This window comes from Pseudomonas corrugata, from assembly GCF_050920615.1.
Classification (GTDB): Bacteria; Pseudomonadota; Gammaproteobacteria; order Pseudomonadales; family Pseudomonadaceae; genus Aquipseudomonas; species Aquipseudomonas corrugata.
In genome coordinates this window covers 338,039-356,604 of the sequence record NZ_CP130434.1, presented here as the reverse complement: position 1 = coordinate 356,604, position 18,566 = coordinate 338,039, and the positions used below count along the sequence as shown (strand labels likewise).

Genomic DNA, 18,566 nt, shown 5'->3' with positions numbered 1-18,566 from the left:
AAGTCAGGGTTTGAGCATAGCGCCAATCAACTCTGCTGGCAGCCCGCCGGTGTACCTTGGCCCACGACTTTGCGCCGCTGGTCATAGAGCTTCGCCCATGGTCGGAAACCGATGCTGCCGGCCTGCAACTGGTAACGCTGGCCTGCGTTGAAGTCCTTGAATTTCACATTCAACCGACAATCGCGCCACAGCGGCTCGGCATCCGGGCCAATGTTTCCAGGCTCAACGGCAAATTGATAACGCACGGTCAGCTCATGGGCACCGGGCTGTACTTCGAAATAACGTTTGTCCACGGACGTCTTGTCATCGACTTCCAGCGCTTGCAACGCCGTGTCCTGATGGTTGCCAAGATCGATCCACGCTTGCGCAGGATCAGGGTCGGGCAAGCTGGCACAACCGGTCAACAGCAACAGGCCACTCGTCAGCAGCAACATGCGCATAGCGAAGCTCCGGGCAGGCGGGATAGTCTTGTGGGCAGACTTTTCCCAAGGTGATTCCAATTGATCAGGCCGCGTTCCAGCCATCGGTTACTCGACCGTGTTTTCAGGCTTTTGTTTCCGGGCCTCCTGCTTTTGTTACTCAACGGTTGTTCCAACGTCGGTTATTACGGCCAGCTCGTCAGCGGACAGCTGCGGCTGTTGCAGGCTCGGGAGCCGGTCGACCAGGTGATTGCCGACCCCACTCGCGACGCCCGGTTGCGGGAGCATTTGGCCAAGGCGCGTGAGGCGCGAACATTCGCCAGCGCTCACCTGCATCTGCCGGATAACAAAAGTTACCGCCTGTATGCGGACATTGGCCGGCCTTACGTAGTCTGGAATGTCTTCGCCACGCCGGAATTTTCCCTGGCCCCGCAAAACCACTGCTTTCCCATCGCCGGTTGCGTGGCGTATCGCGGCTTCTACAGCCAGAGTGCCGCCCGTGGCGAAGCCGCCTTGCAACGTTTGCGTGGCATGGATGTGTCGATTGGCGGGGTAGAGGCTTATTCGACGCTGGGCTGGTTCAACGACCCGATCCTGAGCTCAATGATGCACTGGGGCGACGAACGCCTGGCCACGCTGATTTTTCATGAACTGGCGCACCAGCGGTTCTATGTACAGGACGACACCGAGTTCAACGAGTCCTTCGCCACCTTCGTCGAACAGGAAGGCACCCGGCAATGGCGCGCCAGCCGCGGGCTGGCACCGGATGATGGCAAGCAGATACTTCAGCGCGACCAGTTCATCCAGCTGATCCTCGACACCCGTCAACGACTGGAAAAGCTCTACGCACAGCCCTTGCCGATCGAACAGATGCGTCAGCAAAAGGCCCAGGCATTCGAACGCCTGCGCGCCGAATATGCGCAGCTACGTGACAGCCAGTGGGCCGGCGACAAACGTTATGACGCCTGGGTCTATGCGCCACTGAACAATGCGCGATTACTACCGTTTGGCTTGTATGACCAATGGGTGCCGGCGTTTGCGGCCTTGTTCCGACAGGAATCGGGTGACTGGGTGGCGTTTTATGCCGCGGTGGAAAAACTGGGCAAGCTGTCAATGGATGAGCGTAAGGCGGCGTTGAAGGCGTTGGCAGGGTCATAGATTTCGGGTAATTGGACCGGCCTCATCGCGGGCAAGCCTTGCTCCCACAGAACCGACAATTCCCTCATGCCGGATGGATTCTGTGGGAGCAAGGCTTGCCCGCGATGAGGCCGTTATGAACACCGCATAAGCCGACTCAGATCCATGCTGCATCCCACAACGGATAATCCCCTATCCGCTTAACCAACCCTGCTCGCAGAGGGTTTGCCACGATATAACGCGCCACGGTTTGCAAATCTTCTTCCTTGCGAATGGCCCGGTCGTGGAAACCTTCTTGCCAAAGCGGTCCTTGACGCTGCATCTGTCGATTGAAGGCTACGGTGGTCCGGGACTTCGTGCGCGCAATCAATTTCGAAAGCCCTATATCCTGCAATTCAATCAGCCAATGAAAATGGTCCGGCATGACAACCCAGGCCAGGGAACGGGCGAATTGTTCTTGCTGAGCTTTTCGAAAGGCGTCCACTACCAAACGTCCTGTCTCGAAGCGATTGAAAACCGGATCGCGACGGAGCGCTACTACCGTCAATAGATATATTTGTCCGGATTGCGAATAACGCCCGAAACGCAATCGATTGGAATGTGCCTGGGTTTTCAATGGGGGATCCTCCTTGATCTGTCTTTGTCCTAAGGCTAGACAGCAGAAGCGGATCTGATCTGAAAAGTTGGAGCAGGATGTGTCTGGGTGGCCTCATCGCGGGCAAGCCTTGCTCCCACAGAACCGACAATTCCCTCATGCCGGATGGAATCTGTGGGAGCAAGGCTTGCCCGCGACGACTATTGAACTAACCCCGCAAAAACGCCTGATGCAGCTCATCCACCGTCTGAAAGTGATGCGCCGGATTCTCGGCGATGAGCTCCTCACGACTGCCAAACCCATACCCCACCGCCGCCGCATCCAGGCTATTGCTGCGCGCGCCGATCAGGTCATGTTTACGGTCGCCGATCATCAGGGTCTTCGCCGGGTCGAGGCCTTCTTCAGCCAGCAGGTGGGCGATCAATTCGACCTTGTCGGTGCGGGTGCCGTCCAGCTCGCTGCCGTAGATCACCTTGAAGTGCCGCGCAAAATCAAAATGCCGGGCGATTTCCCGGGCAAAGACCCAAGGCTTGGAAGTGGCGATGTACAACTGCCGCCCCTGCCCCACCAGGGTATCCAGCAGCGGCATCACCCCCTCGAAAACGCGGTTTTCGTACAGGCCGGTGACTTTGAAGCGCTCGCGGTAGAAATTCACCGCCTCCCAGGCCTTCGCTTCGTCGAAGCCATAGAACTGCATGAAGGCCTGCAGCAGCGGCGGGCCGATGAAAGGTTCGAGGCGGGTCAGGTCGGGCTCGTCGATGCCCAGTTGGCTCAAGGCGAACTGGATCGAACGGGTGATGCCTTCACGCGGGTCGGTGAGGGTACCGTCGAGGTCGAACAGTACGGTTTGGTAGTGCATGCAAGCTCCCGAGGTGAATGAATCAGTAGCAAGGGGGTCATCTGTGGCGAGGGGATTTATCCCCGCGGGGTTGCGTAGCAGCCCCAAACCAAAAGTCGCGGTATGTCAGGAAGGATTGCAATCTGCTTCATTGGGGCTGCTGCGCAGCCCAGCGGGGATAAATCCCCTCGCCACAGTGATTCAACAGATGTTTCAGGGCTGGTCGTAACCTTCGGCCAGATGCAGGTCCTTGAGCTTCACATAGTTCGCCGCGCTGTAGGTGAAGAAGGCGCGCTCCTTGTCAGTCAGCGGCCGGGCCTGTTTCACCGGGCTGCCCACATACAGGAAGCCACTCTCCAGGCGTTTGCCCGGCGGTACGAGGCTGCCGGCACCAATGATCACATCATCCTCGACCACGGCGCCGTCCATGACGATGCTGCCCATGCCGATCAGCACCCGGCTGCCTACGGAGCAGCCATGGAGCATGACCTTGTGGGCGATGGTCACGTCATCGCCGATCAGCAATGGAAAGCCATCGGGATTGAAAGGGCCGGCGTGGGTAATGTGCAGCACACAGCCGTCCTGGACGCTGGTACGGGCGCCGATGCGGATGCGGTGCATGTCACCGCGAATGACCGTCAATGGCCAGACGGAGCTGTCTTCGCCGATTTCAACGTCGCCGATCACCACCGCAGTGCTGTCGACAAAAGCGCCTCGGGCAAGCCGTGGGGTGTGGTTCTGATACGTGCGAAGGGTCACGATAGGCTCTCTCTTTTCTACTGATAGTCGCTGCTAGCTGCGGTGAAGGTCGATTGTAATTAAGATGGGCCGATGTTTCTTCCAGCCAAGGTGCCAACCGTGAGCGTGAACAACCCTCTTTTACAGCCCTATGACCTGCCGCCATTCTCGGCGATCCGTGCCGAGCACGTGCAACCGGCCATCGAGCAGATCCTGGCTGACAACCGTGCCGCCATCGCGCAGATCCTCAAGACCCAAGGCCAACAGCCAAGCTGGGCGGGCCTGGTGCTGGCGATGGACGAGCTCAACGATCGCCTGGGCGCCGCCTGGAGCCCGGTGAGCCACTTGAACGCGGTGCGCAACAGCCCTGAACTGCGTGAAGCCTATGAAGCCTGCCTGCCAGCTCTGAGCGCCTACTCTACCGAGTTGGGCCAGAACCGTGAGTTGTTCCAGGCCTTCGAAGCCTTGGCGAACAGCCCCGAGGCCGCCGGTTTCGACGTGGCGCAAAAAACCATCCTGGAACACTCCCTGCGGGACTTCCGTCTGTCGGGTATCGACCTGCCGCCGGAGCAGCAGAAACGCTACGCCGAGGTGCAAAGCAAGTTGTCCGAGCTGGGCAGCCGGTTCTCCAACCAACTGCTGGACGCCACCCAGGCCTGGACCAAGCACGTCACCGACGAAGCGGCTCTCGCCGGCCTGACCGATTCGGCCAAGGCACAAATGGCCGCGGCCGCCCAGGCCAAAGAGCTGGACGGCTGGCTGATCAACCTGGAATTCCCTAGCTACTACGCGGTGATGACCTACGCCGAAGACCGCGCCCTGCGTGAAGAAGTCTACGCGGCCTACTGCACCCGCGCGTCGGACCAAGGCCCGAATGCCGGTCAGAACGATAACGGCCCGGTGATGGAACAGATCCTCGACCTGCGCCAGGAGCTGGCCCAATTGCTGGGCTTCGCCAATTTCGCCGAGTTGAGCCTGGCGACCAAGATGGCCGAGTCCAGCGACCAGGTCCTCAGCTTCCTGCGTGACCTGGCCAAGCGCAGCAAACCGTTTGCCGCCCAGGATCTGGAACAACTGAAAGCCTTCGCCGCCGAGCAAGGCTGCCCCGACCTGCAAAGCTGGGACAGCGGTTTCTACGGTGAAAAACTGCGCCAGCAACGCTACAGCGTCGCCCAGGAAGCCCTGCGCGCGTACTTCCCGATCGACAAGGTACTGAGCGGTCTGTTCGCCATCGTGCAACGCCTCTACGGCATCGAGATCACCGAGCTGAAAGGCTTCGACGCCTGGCACCCGGACGTGCGCCTGTTCGAGATCAAGGAGAACGGCCAGCACGTCGGACGCTTCTTCTTCGATCTCTATGCCCGCGCCAACAAGCGTGGTGGCGCCTGGATGGACGGCGCCCGGGACCGTCGTCGCACGATCGATGGCGTGCTGCAAAGCCCGGTCGCCAACCTGGTGTGCAACTTCACCCCGGCCGACAGTGGCAAACCGGCCCTGCTGACCCACGACGAAGTCACCACGCTGTTCCACGAGTTCGGCCATGGCCTGCACCACCTGTTGACCCGCGTCGAGCACGCCGGCGTATCCGGCATCAACGGCGTGGCCTGGGATGCCGTGGAGCTGCCAAGCCAGTTCATGGAGAACTGGTGCTGGGAGCCTGAAGGCCTGGCGCTGATCTCCGGTCACTACGAGACCGGCGAACCGCTGCCCCAGGACCTGCTGGAGAAGATGCTCGCGGCGAAAAACTTCCAGTCCGGCCTGATGATGGTCCGCCAGCTGGAATTCTCGCTGTTCGACTTCGAACTGCACGCCACCCATGGCGACGGCCGCAGCGTGCTGCAAGTGCTCGAAGGTGTGCGCGACGAGGTGTCGGTCATGCGTCCACCGGCCTACAACCGCTTCCCCAACAGCTTTGCCCACATTTTCGCCGGCGGCTACGCGGCGGGCTACTACAGTTATAAGTGGGCGGAAGTGCTGTCGGCCGACGCGTTCTCGAAGTTCGAGGAAGACGGCGTGCTCAACGCCGATACCGGTCGCGCTTTCCGCGAGGCGATCCTGGCCCGTGGCGGTTCCCAGGAACCGATGGTGCTGTTCGTCGACTTCCGTGGCCGTGAGCCGTCGATTGACGCACTCTTGCGCCATAGCGGCCTGAGCGAGGACGCGGCAGCATGAGCGAGGGGCCTGTGATCACGAAAAAACGCTTTATCGCCGGGGCGGTCTGCCCGGCGTGCAGCGAGCCGGACAAGTTGATGATGTGGAACGAAGACGGCGTGCCGCACCGCGAGTGCGTCGCCTGCGGGTATTCCGACACGCTCAACGAACAAGGCCTGTCAGTGCCCAAGGAACTGGGCACCCGGGTCAATACGTCGGCGCTTAAAGTGCCGGACGCCAAGGTCCAGGCAGTGCAGTTCTTTCCCAACCCCAAGTTGAAGAAAAAAACCGACTGACATGTCCGGCATCACCTTCCGGGCCACCCGGCCCGGAAGCGATACATATATACCGCCAGGCTTCACGCCTTCCTCCCCAGACTGGTCGCCCAGACAGACAGGAAGGCTCCTCATGCCCCACGACGATAATCCGCTGCTGCAGGTGTATGACCTGCCGCCTTTTTCGCAGATTCAAGCCGAACATTTCTTACCCGCCCTCGACCGACTGCTTGCCGAAAGTCGCAATCAGGTGGCCCACATCATCCAGACCCAGACGCCCTTCCCTACCTGGGATGACCTCGTGTTGGCCATGGATGAAATCCACACACGACTGGAAGGCTTCGGTTACCTGCTGCACCTTCTGACCACGACCAGAACAGAGGACGCCTGGGCGCGGGCCTCCCTGGATTGCAGTGAACGATTGCATGATTTCCAGGCCTCGCTGAAACAACACCCCACGCTGTTCGAGCTCTATCAGCGCTTGGCGGACAGCCAGATCGCCAGGCATTTCGCACCGACTCGCACCCGGGTCCTGAAGAAAATCCTGCGCCAGTTTCACCAGAACATGCCGGCAGGCCTGAGCCTGCTGAAGCTGCGCATCAAGGAGGTCCAGGGGTTATTCCTGGAAAACCTGCAAATGGCCAACCAGGCCTGGCACAAAACGTTCGACGATGAAGCCCGGCTGAGCGGGTTGCCGTCGCGGTTCAAGCAACAGATGGCCCGCCAGGCGCGGGAAGCCGGGCGCACGGGTTGGTTGCTGACGCTCAGCGATGAATCGTTTGGCATCGTCACCCACAACGCTGACGACCGTCTTCTGCGCCAACAGGTGTACGAGGCCTACAGCACGCGCGCGTCAGATCAAGGCCCACAAGCAGGCCGGTTCGACAATGCCGACGTACTCAGGCAATTGCTCGAAGACCGTCATCAGTACGCCACCTCCCTGGGCTATCCGAACTTTGCCCAACTGGCGATCGAGCCTGAGCAAGCCGCCTCCACTGAGGAAGTCATGACGTTCCTGCGGGCACAGCTAGAACGACAGCAGCGCCACTTCAAGCGGGACGCCGACCAACTCAAGGCCTTTGCCACGCAGCAAGGTCTCAGCGACCTCCAGCCCTGGGACTACCCCTACCTGGTGAATCAACTTCGCCAGCAAGCGGCAGGGGTCTCCAAGGAAGCGCTGAGTGTCTGGTTTGCATTGGAACCGACGTTTGCCCAACTATTGCGGATGGCGACGGAGTTGTTCGGCGTCGACTTCGTCGAACGCCAGGATGTGGTGACCTGGCACCCGGACGTGCGACTGTTCGAAGTCAGCGAGTGGGGCGCGGTCATTGGCTACATTTATTTCGATCCGTTTTCGGATCAAAACCGAGACGGTTTTCCCAGTACCACCACCCTGCGAAGCCGCCATATCACCGCCGAGGGACGCCCTTGGCATCCCATCGCAACGTTGCATGCGTGGTTGCCGCGCAGTGAAGGTGCAGACCCGGTCCTGCTCGATCACCGGCAGCTGCGAGTCCTTTTCCATGAGTTCGGCCATTGCCTGCAGCATGTCCTGACCCGCGCCGAATATCGCGACCTGTCAGGCATCAATAGCCTGTCTCACGATGCCGCCGAGTTTGCCGGAATCCTGCTCGAACAATGGTGCTTTTCCCGACAATGCCTGGTGCGGATCTCGAAGCACTACCAGACCGGAAGAAAGATGCCTGACGAGGTCGCCACTCAACTGTTGACCTTTGCCGGGACCCAGACCAGTTGGGAAACCGCGGCGTTGTTGCGCAACGCGTTATTCGACATGGAGTTACATCGCACCCACGGTGATGGGCGAACCGTCCAGCAGGTATTTGACCAGGCCAGCGCACAGGTCGGGCATCTGCCTGTATTCGCGAACGAGCGCTGGCCCAATGGCCTGGACTACCTGGTGACCGGTTATGGGGCGACTATCTACGCCTACGTCTGGTCAAAGGAGTTGGCTGTGACTGTGTTCCAGCGATTCAAACGCGACGGGGTGTTCAACCCGGCAACCGGTCGCGCGTTGCGTGAAACTGTTTTTGCGCCGGGTGACTCGCGACCGCTGTCGGTCTCCATCGCCGCCTTCTCAGGCACGCCACCGATCAGCTCCCCGGCAGGGTGAGCTGCGGCTCAAGGTGATGGGCTGTAGTGGTCGAATTGACCCAGCTCTTCAAGGAGCAAAGGGCAAACACACTGGTGCTGCATTCACCATTCGCCAACGCAAGACGGAGCTTTTCCACATCGGCCTGCATCATGTAACGGATCCCGTCCTTGAAGTGATGGCTGTCACCGAAACCGCCTTCGGTCATTTCGTTCAACGCGTCCTCTTTACTCCAGCCCTGCACCACCACCCTGTACATCGCCGCCACCAGTCCGGTGCGGTCCGAGCCGTGCTTGCAGTGCATCAACACGGGGCCCTTGGCTTCGGCGGCCTGGACGGCACGCAAGGCCCGGAGAATGTCGCTGTCGTCGACATGATTGGTGCGATAAGGCAACCGTACCTGCTCGACGCCGGGGGTGGAAAGCCAGCGCGCATCCGATTCCGGCAGGAAGGTAATGACCGTGCCGATCTTGAGTTTCGTCAGCAGGGGCAGGGCTCCACCATCCGGTAAGGAGCTGCGGTAAAGGGTGGGGGACATCCGATAGAGGTTGTAATCCATTTCCACCGGCTGGGCCCACTCAGCGGGCCTCGTCTGTACGACATCAGCGGCCTGGGCGCAGGATCCGGCCAGCCCTATCAGCAAGGCCAGACAACACAGTGAACGGGAGCGGAGCTTGAGCATGCACGGATGACCGGAAACAGAAGGGTTGGAGGTGGAGCAGTTTCGACTCGTACCGGTAAAAAAGCCGTAACAAGGACGTCAAAGTGTTGTGAATTATCACCGGCACATGTGCCACCTCCGCTCAGGCGCTGAATGGCACTGGTTCAATCCGAATACCGGAGATACTGTATACGCATACAGCTATGGAGCATTCCTCATGTCGGCCTCCCTTCCGCCTCGCGGCCGTGGCACCGCTGCCAACCCGCACAACCGCTTCGCCCCAAATCGCTCGGTGGTCGAAGATGACGGCTGGTACCAGGAAGTACCACTGACCCAAAGCACCGAAGTACGCTTCGAAACGGCGAAGACCATCATCACCCGCAATACCTCGCCGGATATCCCTTTTGATCGCTCGATCAATCCTTATCGGGGCTGTGAACACGGCTGTATCTACTGCTATGCCCGGCCCAGCCATGCGTACTGGGACATGTCGCCAGGGCTGGATTTCGAGACCAGGCTGATCGCCAAAAGCAACGCCGCCGATGTGCTGGAGGAGCAGTTGTCCAAGCGCGGCTATCAATGCGCGCCGATCAACCTGGGCTCCAATACCGACCCTTACCAACCCATCGAACGCGAACAGCGCATCACCCGCCGGATCCTGGAGGTGCTGCTGCGATATCGCCATCCGGTGACCATCGTGACCAAAGGCTCGCTGATTCTGCGGGACCTGGACCTGCTCACCGAGCTGGCCCGACAACGACTGGTGGCGGTGATGATCAGCCTCACCACCCTGGACGACGAGCTCAAGCGTATTCTCGAACCCCGCGCTGCGGCACCCAAGGCACGGCTGCGAGCGATCAGGGTGATGCGGGAGGCAGGCATTCCCGTGGGTGTGTTGTGCGCGCCGATGATTCCGATGATCAACGACAGCGAAATCGAAAGCCTGCTGAGCGAAGCCCATGCCGCCGGAGCCCAAAGTGCCTCCTACATCATGTTGCGCCTGCCGCTGGAAGTCGCGCCGCTGTTCGAGGAGTGGTTGCAGGCCCACTACCCCCAGCGCGCCGCCCACGTGCTGAGCCTGGTCCGCCAGAGCCGTGGTGGGGAGTTGTACGACAGCCAGTTCGGCAAACGCATGCGCGGCGAAGGTCCCTTTGCCGACTTGCTGGCCCAGCGCTTCACCAAGGCGATCAAGCGCTTGGGGCTCGACCGGCGCGATGGCTACCATCTCGACTGCGAAGCCTTTTGTCCGCCAGGCCGACAGATGTCGTTGATTTGATCGAAGCAGACCCCGGCAGCACAAGCCGGACAGGATGGCACCTGCACTTTAGGTCATGTCCGTAATCGTTGTCCTAGAGCCTTCGATTCAGTTTGAGTTAAGTTTCGACCGCTACCTTGCTCATCGAGTGACTGACGGGTCGACCCCTTCGACCTGGATGTTTTTTAACCAGCCACTGGCGTTATGAGGATGAATCATGAGTGACAAGGATAAACAGCCGTTGGCTGCGTCGGCTTCAGCCCAACCCGAGGCGGAAACCGCCGATGCAGCGCTGCAGCATATTGTTGACGGCTTTTTGCATTTCCATCACGAAGTCTTCCCGCAGCAGGAAGAACTCTTCAAGAAACTCGCCACCGCCCAATCGCCCAGGGCAATGTTCATCACCTGCGCCGATTCGCGCATCGTGCCCGAGCTGATCACCCACAGCTCTCCAGGCGACTTGTTCGTGACCCGCAACGTCGGCAACGTCGTTCCGCCTTATGGACAAATGAATGGCGGCGTCTCCACCGCCATCGAATACGCCGTGCTGGCCCTTGGGGTGCAGCACATCATTGTGTGCGGCCACTCCGACTGCGGTGCCATGCGCGCGGTGCTCAATCCCCAAACCCTGGAAAAAATGCCCACGGTCAAAGCCTGGTTGCGCCACGCCGAGGTGGCCAAGACCATGGTCCACGACAACTGCCCGTGTGGCGACGAAAAACAGACCATGCCCATCCTCACCGAAGAAAACGTGATCGCGCAGTTGCATCATTTGCGAACGCACCCTTCGGTGGCCTCGCGCATGGCCAGCGGCCAGTTGTTCATCCATGGCTGGGTGTACAACATCGAGACCAGCGAGATCAAAGCTTTCGACGCGGACCAGGGTCGTTTCCTGCCGCTCGATGGCAGCCAACCGATCCCGGTCGCGACGCCCAAAGCGCGCTTCTAATCGCTCCTAAATAAATTTTTGCGTGGTAAAGCCCTGTCTGCTCTTCGAGCGGCCGGGCCTTGCCATGCCTGAAGAATCTTCGGGAGAGTCACCATGCGTGCCGCTCAATTGAAAGCTGTTCTGCCACGGGAGCTGCTGGCTTCGGTGGTTGTGTTTCTGGTGGCGCTGCCCTTGTGCATGGGCATCGCCATTGCATCCGGCCTACCGCCCGCCAAGGGCCTGATCACCGGTATCGTCGGTGGTCTGATCGTGGGCTTTTTCGCCGGTTCGAAGTTGCAAGTCAGCGGGCCGGCCGCCGGGTTGGCGGTACTGGTTTTCGAACTGGTGCGCCAACATGGCGTAGGCATGCTCGGACCGATCCTGTTGCTGGCGGGGCTCCTGCAATTACTGGCCGGGCGTTTTCGCCTGGGCTGCTGGTTCCGGGTAACCGCGCCGGCCGTGGTCTACGGCATGCTGGCGGGTATTGGTGTGCTGATCGTGCTGTCCCAAGTCCATGTGATGCTCGATGCGGCGCCCAAGCCGTCAGGGCTGGATAACCTGGCGGCGTTCCCCGGCGCAGTCGCCCAGGCGTTGCCGTCGTTCGGCTGGCAGGCCGGCCTGCTGGGGCTGTCGACGATTGCGGTGATGTGGCTGTGGGAAAAGTTTCGCCCTCATCGCCTGCGCTTCATACCCGGCGCCTTGCTCGGCGTAGGCTTGGCCACCGCTGCCAGCCTCCTGCTGGCCTTGCAGATCAAGCGTGTCGAAGTGCCGGACAACCTCGCCGAAGCCATCGACTGGCTGCGCCCGGCGGACCTGCTGAACCTGGCCGATCCCACGCTACTGATCGCGGCATTCGCGGTGGCCTTTATCGCCAGCGCTGAAACCCTGCTGTCGGCGGCCGCGGTGGATCGCATGCACAGCGGCGAGCGTGCGGACTTCGACCGGGAACTGTCCGCCCAAGGTATCGGCAACATGCTCTGCGGCTTGCTCGGCGCCTTGCCAATGACCGGGGTGATCGTGCGCAGCTCGGCCAACGTCCAGGCCGGGGCCACCACGCGGATGTCGACGATTTTCCATGGCCTGTGGTTGCTGCTCTTCGTCCTGTTGCTGTCCAGTGTGCTGCAAAGCATTCCGGTGGCAAGCCTGGCGGGCGTGCTGGTCTACACCGGCTTCAAACTGGTGGATCTCAAGGCGTTTCGTGGCCTTGGCCGTTATGGCCGGATGCCGATGTTCACTTATGCCGCAACGGCGTTGGCGATCATCTTCACCGACTTGCTGACCGGTGTGCTGATCGGTTTCGGCCTGACCCTGGCGAAATTGGCCTGGAAAGCCTCGCGACTGAAAATCAGCCTGGTCGATCTTCCCAGGGAAGGAGAGATGGAGCTGCGCCTGATCGGTGCCGCGACCTTCCTCAAGGTGCCGGCGTTGACCCAGGTGTTGGGGACCATCCCCGAGGGCGTGACGGTGCATGTGCCGCTCAACAACCTGAGCTACATCGACCATTCGTGCCTGGAGTTGTTGGAAGAATGGGGCCGGGCGAACGCCAGTAAGGGATCGAAGCTGCTGATCGAGTCCCGCGGGCTCAAGCGCCGGTTGGAGGGACGGTTGCGAACGACGACGGGGATTGGCGCTGCGGCGTCCTGACACCCTGATGAACGAATGTGGGAGCGAGCCTGCTCGCGATGGCGGTGCATCAGGCAACATTTTAGTCGGCTGACAGACCGCTATCGCGAGCAGGCTCGCTCCCACAAGAGTTTGGTGAATTCAGCTCTGGATCAAGCCGCCGGCTGATCCAGCTCCAGTCCCACACCCAAGCGCCGCGACATGCACGGCCAGCGCTTCCAGGCGGCGCCGGTGTCTGGGCTGCTGAGTTTCTCGCGGTAGGTTTCTACCGACTCCAAGGCAAACGTCTCTTCGTTGAGCATCTCATCAAAGGCGTGATGCACCACTTCGTCGAGCTGGTTGGCAAAGGTTTCGCCGATCAACTGGTGGGCAATCAGATTGGCGACCGTCATGTCCAGGGGGATCAATGGCTGGCCGAAATGCTTGATGTACAGGTCATTGACCTCTTCGACAAATCGATGCGCCAGGTAGGCCTCATCCAACAGGCTGTCGAGCCCGACATGGCCGGCCATGATCGACGGCGGCTGGAGGAAGTACTGCTCGGCGATTGTCAGCACCGGTTTGATTTGCGGCTCGATGCCCGCCTCCTTGGCAACCTCGTTGGCGGCATCCAGCAAGTCGGGGACTTCATCGATATAGGCAGCAACAAACCGCGCCAGGACGTCGTTAGCGTTCGTCTCTGGCAACTGGATAGCCCGGTGCAGGTGCGGTAACTGGCCTTCCAACTGAAGGGCCAACTGCCCCGTCTCGGCTTCGTGTTGTTGGGCTTTTTGGATCTGCTCGCGCAATGCGGCGGTGTTCATGACAACTCCAGGAAAACAAAGGCAATGAAATAGGGAAGACATAACTTAGCTGGCGAATAAACACGCCTAAGACCTATTTGTCATAAATGCCTCTTCCTTGATGCAACGCTGTTATATCGGTTTGCCATCATCTGGTTTCGCATCCTTCTCCATTCGTGGCCTCCAGCGCAAGTCCCGTCTGTTTCAAACGATTTACGCCGTCGCGTTGCGAGGTTGCAGTCGCTGTCTATACTCGGATCTGAATGGAGTTAGCTGATGAACCCGATGTACGGCAGCAAGGCACGGCGGTTCGAGTTCGTAGTCTGATGTAGCCGCTCTCCTTGCCGCAGGCGTTACGCCTACGGGATAACAAGAACGATAAGGGGAACCCGCAATGACGCGACATCCACATGTTTGGATGGGCCTCCTGTTGTGTTCGATTTTCAGCCAGGCGCAAGCCGCCTGGACTGTGAATATGGCGCCTGGAGCGACACAGATCAGCAATGCAGTATTCGACCTGCACATGACCATCTTCTGGATCTGTGTAGTGATCGGCCTCATCGTCTTCGGCGCCATGTTCTGGTCGATGATGATGCACCGCCGCTCGACCGGCCAGAACGCGGCCCACTTCCACGAAAACACCCGCGTCGAGATCCTCTGGACCATCGTGCCCTTCCTGATCCTGGTGGCCATGGCGATTCCCGCCACCGCGACCCTGATCAAGATGTACGACTCCAGCGAGTCGGACATCGATATCCAGATCACCGGCTACCAATGGAAGTGGCACTACAAATACCTGGGCCAGGACGTCGAGTTCTTCAGCAACCTGACCACACCCGCCGAACAGATCCATAACCAAAGCACCAAGGGCGAACATTACCTGCTGGAAGTCGACAAGCCGCTGGTGCTGCCGGTCGACGCCAAGGTGCGCTTTTTGGTGACCTCCGCCGACGTGATCCATTCCTGGTGGGTACCGGCCTTCGCGGTCAAGCGCGACGCCATTCCCGGGTTCGTCAACGAAGCCTGGACCCGGGTCGACAAGCCCGGCGTGTATCGCGGCCAGTGTGCCGAGCTGTGCGGCAAGGACCACGGTTTCATGCCCATCGTGGTCGAGGTCAAGAGCAAGCCCGACTACGAAAAATGGCTGGCCGAACGCAAGGCCGAAGCCGCGCAGCTCAAAGAGCTGACCAGCAAGGAATGGACCCTGGAAGAGCTCAAGGAACGTGGCGACAAGATCTACCACACCACCTGCGTGGCCTGTCACCAGGCCGAAGGCCAGGGCCTGCCGCCGATGTTCCCGGCACTCAAGGGCTCGAAGATTGCCACCGGGCCGAAGGCCGATCACCTGAGCCTGGTTTTCCACGGCAAACCGGGGACCGCCATGGCCGCGTTCGGCAAGCAACTGTCGGAAGTCGATATCGCCGCCGTCGTGACCTATGAACGTAACGCCTGGGGTAACAACAAGGGCGACATGGTTACGCCGAAAGAAGTGCTGGAACTCAAACAGGCGGAAAGCAAATGAGCCGGCCTGACGTGTGTTCCCGCAACCGGTCGGGGCTCATCGCCCCGCGCCGTCCAGCCCATTCGTTCGAAGGAGACAGGACATGAGTGCTGTGATCGATGACCACGGTCATGCCGGCGCCGACCACGCCCACGGCCCCGCCAAGGGCCTGATGCGCTGGGTACTGACCACCAACCACAAGGATATCGGCACGCTGTACCTGTGGTTCGCCTTCTCCATGTTCCTGCTGGGCGGCTCGTTCGCCATGGTGATCCGCGCCGAACTGTTCCAGCCCGGCCTGCAGATCGTGGAACCGGCATTCTTCAACCAGATGACCACCATGCATGGCCTGGTGATGGTTTTCGGCGCGGTGATGCCGGCCTTCGTCGGCCTCGCCAACTGGATGATCCCGTTAATGATCGGCGCGCCGGACATGGCCCTGCCGCGCATGAACAACTTCAGCTTCTGGCTGCTGCCCGCCGCCTTCCTGCTGCTGGTGTCCACGCTGTTCACGGCGGGGGGCGGGCCGAACTTCGGCTGGACCTTCTACGCCCCGCTGTCCACCACCTATGCGCCGGAAAGCGTGACGTTCTTCATCTTCGCCATCCACCTGATGGGGATCAGTTCGATCATGGGCGCGATCAACGTGATCGCCACCATCCTCAACCTGCGCGCCCCCGGCATGACGCTGATGAAAATGCCGCTGTTCGTCTGGACCTGGCTGATCACCGCGTTCCTGCTGATCGCGGTGATGCCGGTGCTGGCCGGTTGCGTGACGATGATGCTGATGGACATCCACTTCGGCACCAGCTTCTTCAGTGCCGCCGGCGGCGGTGACCCGGTGCTGTTCCAGCACGTGTTCTGGTTCTTCGGGCACCCCGAGGTGTACATCATGATCCTGCCGGCCTTCGGTGCCGTCAGCTCGATCATCCCGGCGTTCTCGCGCAAACCGCTGTTCGGCTACACCTCGATGGTCTACGCCACGGCGGCCATTGCGTTCCTGTCGTTCATCGTCTGGGCGCACCACATGTTCGTGGTGGGCATACCGCTGGTGGGCGAGCTGTTCTTCATGTACGCCACCCTGCTGATCGCCGTACCCACCGGGGTGAAGGTGTTCAACTGGGCCAGCACCATGTGGCAGGGCTCGCTGACCTTCGAAACGCCGATGCTGTTTGCCGTGGCGTTCGTGATCCTGTTCTCCATCGGTGGCTTCTCCGGGCTGATGCTGGCCATCGCCCCGGCGGACTTCCAGTACCAGGACACCTACTTCGTGGTCGCGCACTTCCACTATGTGCTGGTGCCCGGCGCGATCTTCGGGATCTTCGCCTCGGCCTACTACTGGCTGCCGAAATGGACCGGCCACATGTACGACGAAACCCTCGGCAAGCTGCACTTCTGGCTGTCGTTCATCGGGATGAACATGGCGTTCTTCCCCATGCACTTCGTCGGCCTGGCGGGCATGCCCCGGCGGATTCCGGACTACAACCTGCAATTCGCCGACTTCAACATGGTGTCGTCCATCGGCGCGTTCATGTTCGGCACCACGCAGATCTTCTTCCTGTTCATTGTGATCAAGACCATCCGTGGCGGCCCGCCAGCACCGGCCAAGCCGTGGGATGGCGCCGAAGGGCTGGAGTGGAGCGTGCCTTCACCGGCGCCGTATCACACCTTTACCACGCCGCCGGAAGTGAAATGAACACGGTTGCCCTTGTGGGAGCGAGCCTGCTCGCGATAGACGCGACTCGGTGTGCCAGATGCACCGCTATCGCGAGCAGGCTCGCTTCCACAGGGGTTCGTGGGGAGGTTGGGAACCATGGCTGACTCGATTTCACTGAAGAAACTGATCACCCGCCTGATGATCGTGGTGGTGGCAATGTTCGTCTTCGGCTTTGCCCTGGTGCCGATCTACAACGTGATGTGCAAGGCGTTCGGCATCAATGGCAAGACCGCCGGGCAGTACGAAGGCGAGCAGGTGGCCGATGTGTCGCGGCAGGTTCGCGTGCAGTTCCTGTCGACCAATGCGGTGGACATGCCCTGGGACTTCTACCCCAAGGGCGATCAGTTGGTGGTCCAGCCGGGCGCGGTGAACGAGATGGTGTTCGTGGCCCACAACCCCACCGACCGGCCGATGAGTGCCCAGGCCGTTCCGAGCATCGCGCCGAGTAACGCGGCGGCGTATTTCCACAAGACCGAATGTTTTTGTTTTACCCAGCAAGTGCTGCAACCCGGTGAACGGATCGAAATGCCCATGCGCTTCATCGTCGACCGGGACATGCCCAAGGATGTGAAGCACCTGACGCTGTCCTACACGCTGTTCGATATCACCGCTCGTCATCCACCGGTGGCTCAAAACACTGAACGATAGCGTGCCCGATAAGGAGAACAATAAATGGCAACTCACGAACACTATTACGTTCCGGCCCAGAGCAAGTGGCCGATCATCGCCACGGTCGGGATGTTCGTCACAGTGTATGGCCTGGCGACCTGGTTCAACGACCTGAAGGCTGCCCGACCGGAATCCCACGGCCCGCTGATCTTCTTCGTCGGCGGCCTGCTGGTGGCCTACATGCTGTTCGGCTGGTTCGGCGCGGTGGTCAAGGAAAGCCGCGCCGGGCTGTACAGCCCGCAGCTCGATCGCTCGTTTCGCTGGGGCATGAGCTGGTTCATCTTTTCCGAGGTGATGTTCTTCATCGCCTTCTTCGGGGCGCTGTTCTACGTGCGCCATGTGTCGGGACCGGCCCTGGGCGGCGAAGGCACCAAGGGCCTGGCCCATATGCTCTGGCCGAACTTCCAGTTCACCTGGCCCTTGCTGAACAACCCCGACCCGAAACTCTTCCCGGCGCCCAAGGAAGTCATCAGCCCCTGGGGCCTGCCGCTGCTCAACACCGTGTTGCTGGTCAGCTCCAGCGTCACGGTCACCATCGCCCACCATGCCTTGAAAAAAGGCCACCGTGGCGCGCTGAAGCTCTGGCTGGCGATCACTGTGCTACTGGGTTGCGCATTCCTGAGCTTCCAGGCTGAAGAATACATCCACGCCTACAAGGAACTGGGGCTGACCCTGGGCTCCGGGGTCTACGGCGCGACGTTCTTCATGCTCACCGGTTTCCACGGCGCCCACGTCACCATCGGCACGATCATCCTGTTCGTCATGCTGATGCGCATCATGCGCGGGCACTTCGACAACGAGCATCAGTTCGGCTTTGAGGCGGCGAGCTGGTACTGGCACTTCGTCGATGTGGTGTGGATCGGGTTGTTCATCTTCGTCTACGTGCTCTAGGGCGCTGTTTACCAAGGTGCGTGGGACACCAATTGGCCACTGAAGAAGCCCCAGGCAATCAAGCCGACGGTGACAGCGGCCAGGCTGACCCGAATCGCCAGGGCGATCATCAGGCGATTGGAATCGCTTTCGTCCTTGACCAGAAAAAACAGGCCGCTGAACAGGCTGACAACGGTGGCGATCAGCATCAGGACGATGGCTGCTTTTAGCATCAGGGACACTCCGGGGGGACGCGATGCACGTGAGTATAGCTTTCCCGTTCGACGACTTTCGGGC

Annotated in this window: 18 protein-coding genes; 11 read left to right on the top strand and 7 right to left on the bottom strand. The window is 60.4% G+C overall.

Features of this window, described 5'->3' with window-relative positions; translation table 11 throughout:
* Positions 1 to 26 precede the first annotated feature (26 nt).
* Positions 27 to 440 carry a hypothetical protein gene (locus QZH45_RS01570; protein WP_024778472.1) on the bottom strand — a complete coding sequence of 138 codons (414 nt, stop codon included), beginning with the start codon at positions 438 to 440 and terminating at the stop codon, positions 27 to 29.
* A 60-nt stretch (positions 441 to 500) separates the two neighbouring features.
* On the opposite strand from QZH45_RS01570, the gene QZH45_RS01565 reads away from it, so the two are divergent.
* On the top strand, positions 501 to 1,577 hold the full coding sequence (locus tag QZH45_RS01565) for an aminopeptidase (protein WP_055135859.1): 1,077 nt from the start codon (positions 501 to 503) through the stop codon (positions 1,575 to 1,577).
* Positions 1,578 to 1,713: 136 nt separating this feature from the next.
* On the opposite strand, the gene QZH45_RS01560 is transcribed toward QZH45_RS01565, so the two are convergent.
* From QZH45_RS01560 to QZH45_RS01550, 3 genes are all read right to left on the bottom strand, one after another.
* Positions 1,714 to 2,172, bottom strand: a complete 459-nt coding sequence (locus QZH45_RS01560; RefSeq protein ID WP_024778470.1) for an REP-associated tyrosine transposase — start codon at positions 2,170 to 2,172, stop codon at positions 1,714 to 1,716.
* A 187-nt stretch (positions 2,173 to 2,359) separates the two neighbouring features.
* Positions 2,360 to 3,010: an HAD family hydrolase gene (locus QZH45_RS01555; protein ID WP_055135861.1), complete on the bottom strand. Its 651-nt coding sequence runs from the start codon at positions 3,008 to 3,010 to the stop codon at positions 2,360 to 2,362.
* A 192-nt stretch (positions 3,011 to 3,202) separates the two neighbouring features.
* Entirely contained in the window at positions 3,203 to 3,748 is a 546-nt protein-coding gene (locus tag QZH45_RS01550; protein WP_024778468.1) for a gamma carbonic anhydrase family protein, read from the bottom strand.
* Positions 3,749 to 3,847: 99 nt separating this feature from the next.
* Between QZH45_RS01550 and prlC the strand changes: the two genes are divergently transcribed.
* From prlC to QZH45_RS01535, 3 genes are all read left to right on the top strand, one after another.
* Entirely contained in the window at positions 3,848 to 5,899 is a 2,052-nt protein-coding gene (gene prlC / locus QZH45_RS01545; protein ID WP_055135866.1) for an oligopeptidase A, read from the top strand.
* Positions 5,896 to 6,174 (top strand): YheV family putative zinc ribbon protein, encoded by a 279-nt coding sequence (locus QZH45_RS01540; protein WP_024778466.1) that lies wholly within the window; start codon positions 5,896 to 5,898, stop codon positions 6,172 to 6,174. Before prlC ends, QZH45_RS01540 begins: the two co-directional genes overlap by 4 nt.
* 112 nt (positions 6,175 to 6,286) lie before the next feature.
* The gene (locus QZH45_RS01535) at positions 6,287 to 8,284 is read left to right on the top strand and encodes a M3 family metallopeptidase (RefSeq protein WP_055135862.1); all 1,998 of its coding nucleotides are present in this window, start codon (positions 6,287 to 6,289) and stop codon (positions 8,282 to 8,284) included.
* Here the strand turns inward: QZH45_RS01535 and QZH45_RS01530 are convergent.
* The gene (locus tag QZH45_RS01530) at positions 8,265 to 8,945 is read right to left on the bottom strand and encodes a phosphatase domain-containing protein (protein ID WP_055135863.1); all 681 of its coding nucleotides are present in this window, start codon (positions 8,943 to 8,945) and stop codon (positions 8,265 to 8,267) included. The two genes, QZH45_RS01535 and QZH45_RS01530, sit on opposite strands and share 20 nt — an antisense overlap.
* A gap of 196 nt (positions 8,946 to 9,141) precedes the next feature.
* Here QZH45_RS01530 and QZH45_RS01525 point away from each other — a divergent pair, with 196 nt between their 5' ends.
* The 3 genes from QZH45_RS01525 to QZH45_RS01515 all read left to right on the top strand — a co-directional run bounded on the left by QZH45_RS01525 (position 9,142) and on the right by QZH45_RS01515 (position 12,751).
* On the top strand, positions 9,142 to 10,200 hold the full coding sequence (locus QZH45_RS01525; protein ID WP_024778463.1) for a PA0069 family radical SAM protein: 1,059 nt from the start codon (positions 9,142 to 9,144) through the stop codon (positions 10,198 to 10,200).
* A gap of 196 nt (positions 10,201 to 10,396) precedes the next feature.
* Positions 10,397 to 11,128, top strand: coding sequence for a carbonic anhydrase (locus QZH45_RS01520; RefSeq protein ID WP_024778462.1), 732 nt, complete (start codon positions 10,397 to 10,399; stop codon positions 11,126 to 11,128).
* Positions 11,129 to 11,221: 93 nt separating this feature from the next.
* Complete coding sequence (locus QZH45_RS01515; protein ID WP_024778461.1) at positions 11,222 to 12,751, top strand: SulP family inorganic anion transporter; 1,530 nt, start codon at positions 11,222 to 11,224, stop codon at positions 12,749 to 12,751.
* 131 nt (positions 12,752 to 12,882) lie between these two features.
* On the opposite strand, the gene QZH45_RS01510 is transcribed toward QZH45_RS01515, so the two are convergent.
* Complete coding sequence (locus QZH45_RS01510; RefSeq protein ID WP_024778460.1) at positions 12,883 to 13,533, bottom strand: hypothetical protein; 651 nt, start codon at positions 13,531 to 13,533, stop codon at positions 12,883 to 12,885.
* Between the two features lie 373 nt (positions 13,534 to 13,906).
* On the opposite strand from QZH45_RS01510, the gene coxB reads away from it, so the two are divergent.
* The 4 genes from coxB to QZH45_RS01490 all read left to right on the top strand — a co-directional run bounded on the left by coxB (position 13,907) and on the right by QZH45_RS01490 (position 18,290).
* Complete coding sequence (coxB, locus tag QZH45_RS01505; protein WP_024778459.1) at positions 13,907 to 15,034, top strand: cytochrome c oxidase subunit II; 1,128 nt, start codon at positions 13,907 to 13,909, stop codon at positions 15,032 to 15,034.
* Between the two features lie 82 nt (positions 15,035 to 15,116).
* Positions 15,117 to 16,709 (top strand): cytochrome c oxidase subunit I, encoded by a 1,593-nt coding sequence (gene ctaD / locus QZH45_RS01500; protein ID WP_024778458.1) that lies wholly within the window; start codon positions 15,117 to 15,119, stop codon positions 16,707 to 16,709.
* A 117-nt stretch (positions 16,710 to 16,826) separates the two neighbouring features.
* Positions 16,827 to 17,378 carry a cytochrome c oxidase assembly protein gene (locus QZH45_RS01495; RefSeq protein WP_024778457.1) on the top strand — a complete coding sequence of 184 codons (552 nt, stop codon included), beginning with the start codon at positions 16,827 to 16,829 and terminating at the stop codon, positions 17,376 to 17,378.
* 24 nt (positions 17,379 to 17,402) lie between these two features.
* Positions 17,403 to 18,290 (top strand): cytochrome c oxidase subunit 3, encoded by an 888-nt coding sequence (locus QZH45_RS01490; RefSeq protein ID WP_024778456.1) that lies wholly within the window; start codon positions 17,403 to 17,405, stop codon positions 18,288 to 18,290.
* 8 nt (positions 18,291 to 18,298) lie between these two features.
* On the opposite strand, the gene QZH45_RS01485 is transcribed toward QZH45_RS01490, so the two are convergent.
* The gene (locus tag QZH45_RS01485) at positions 18,299 to 18,502 is read right to left on the bottom strand and encodes a twin transmembrane helix small protein (protein WP_024778455.1); all 204 of its coding nucleotides are present in this window, start codon (positions 18,500 to 18,502) and stop codon (positions 18,299 to 18,301) included.
* Positions 18,503 to 18,566 lie beyond the last annotated feature (64 nt).

Coding starts and splice junctions, on each gene's coding strand:
- QZH45_RS01520 (WP_024778462.1), top strand. CDS start 10,397: ATGAGTGACAAGGATAAACAGCCGTTGGCTGCGTCGGCTTCAGCCCAA.
- QZH45_RS01485 (WP_024778455.1), bottom strand. CDS start 18,502: ATGCTAAAAGCAGCCATCGTCCTGATGCTGATCGCCACCGTTGTCAGC.
- QZH45_RS01490 (WP_024778456.1), top strand. CDS start 17,403: ATGGCAACTCACGAACACTATTACGTTCCGGCCCAGAGCAAGTGGCCG.
- QZH45_RS01530 (WP_055135863.1), bottom strand. CDS start 8,945: ATGCTCAAGCTCCGCTCCCGTTCACTGTGTTGTCTGGCCTTGCTGATA.
- QZH45_RS01515 (WP_024778461.1), top strand. CDS start 11,222: ATGCGTGCCGCTCAATTGAAAGCTGTTCTGCCACGGGAGCTGCTGGCT.
- QZH45_RS01555 (WP_055135861.1), bottom strand. CDS start 3,010: ATGCACTACCAAACCGTACTGTTCGACCTCGACGGTACCCTCACCGAC.
- coxB (WP_024778459.1), top strand. CDS start 13,907: ATGACGCGACATCCACATGTTTGGATGGGCCTCCTGTTGTGTTCGATT.
- QZH45_RS01510 (WP_024778460.1), bottom strand. CDS start 13,533: ATGAACACCGCCGCATTGCGCGAGCAGATCCAAAAAGCCCAACAACAC.
- QZH45_RS01570 (WP_024778472.1), bottom strand. CDS start 440: ATGCGCATGTTGCTGCTGACGAGTGGCCTGTTGCTGTTGACCGGTTGT.
- ctaD (WP_024778458.1), top strand. CDS start 15,117: ATGAGTGCTGTGATCGATGACCACGGTCATGCCGGCGCCGACCACGCC.
- QZH45_RS01495 (WP_024778457.1), top strand. CDS start 16,827: ATGGCTGACTCGATTTCACTGAAGAAACTGATCACCCGCCTGATGATC.
- QZH45_RS01540 (WP_024778466.1), top strand. CDS start 5,896: ATGAGCGAGGGGCCTGTGATCACGAAAAAACGCTTTATCGCCGGGGCG.
- QZH45_RS01535 (WP_055135862.1), top strand. CDS start 6,287: ATGCCCCACGACGATAATCCGCTGCTGCAGGTGTATGACCTGCCGCCT.
- QZH45_RS01525 (WP_024778463.1), top strand. CDS start 9,142: ATGTCGGCCTCCCTTCCGCCTCGCGGCCGTGGCACCGCTGCCAACCCG.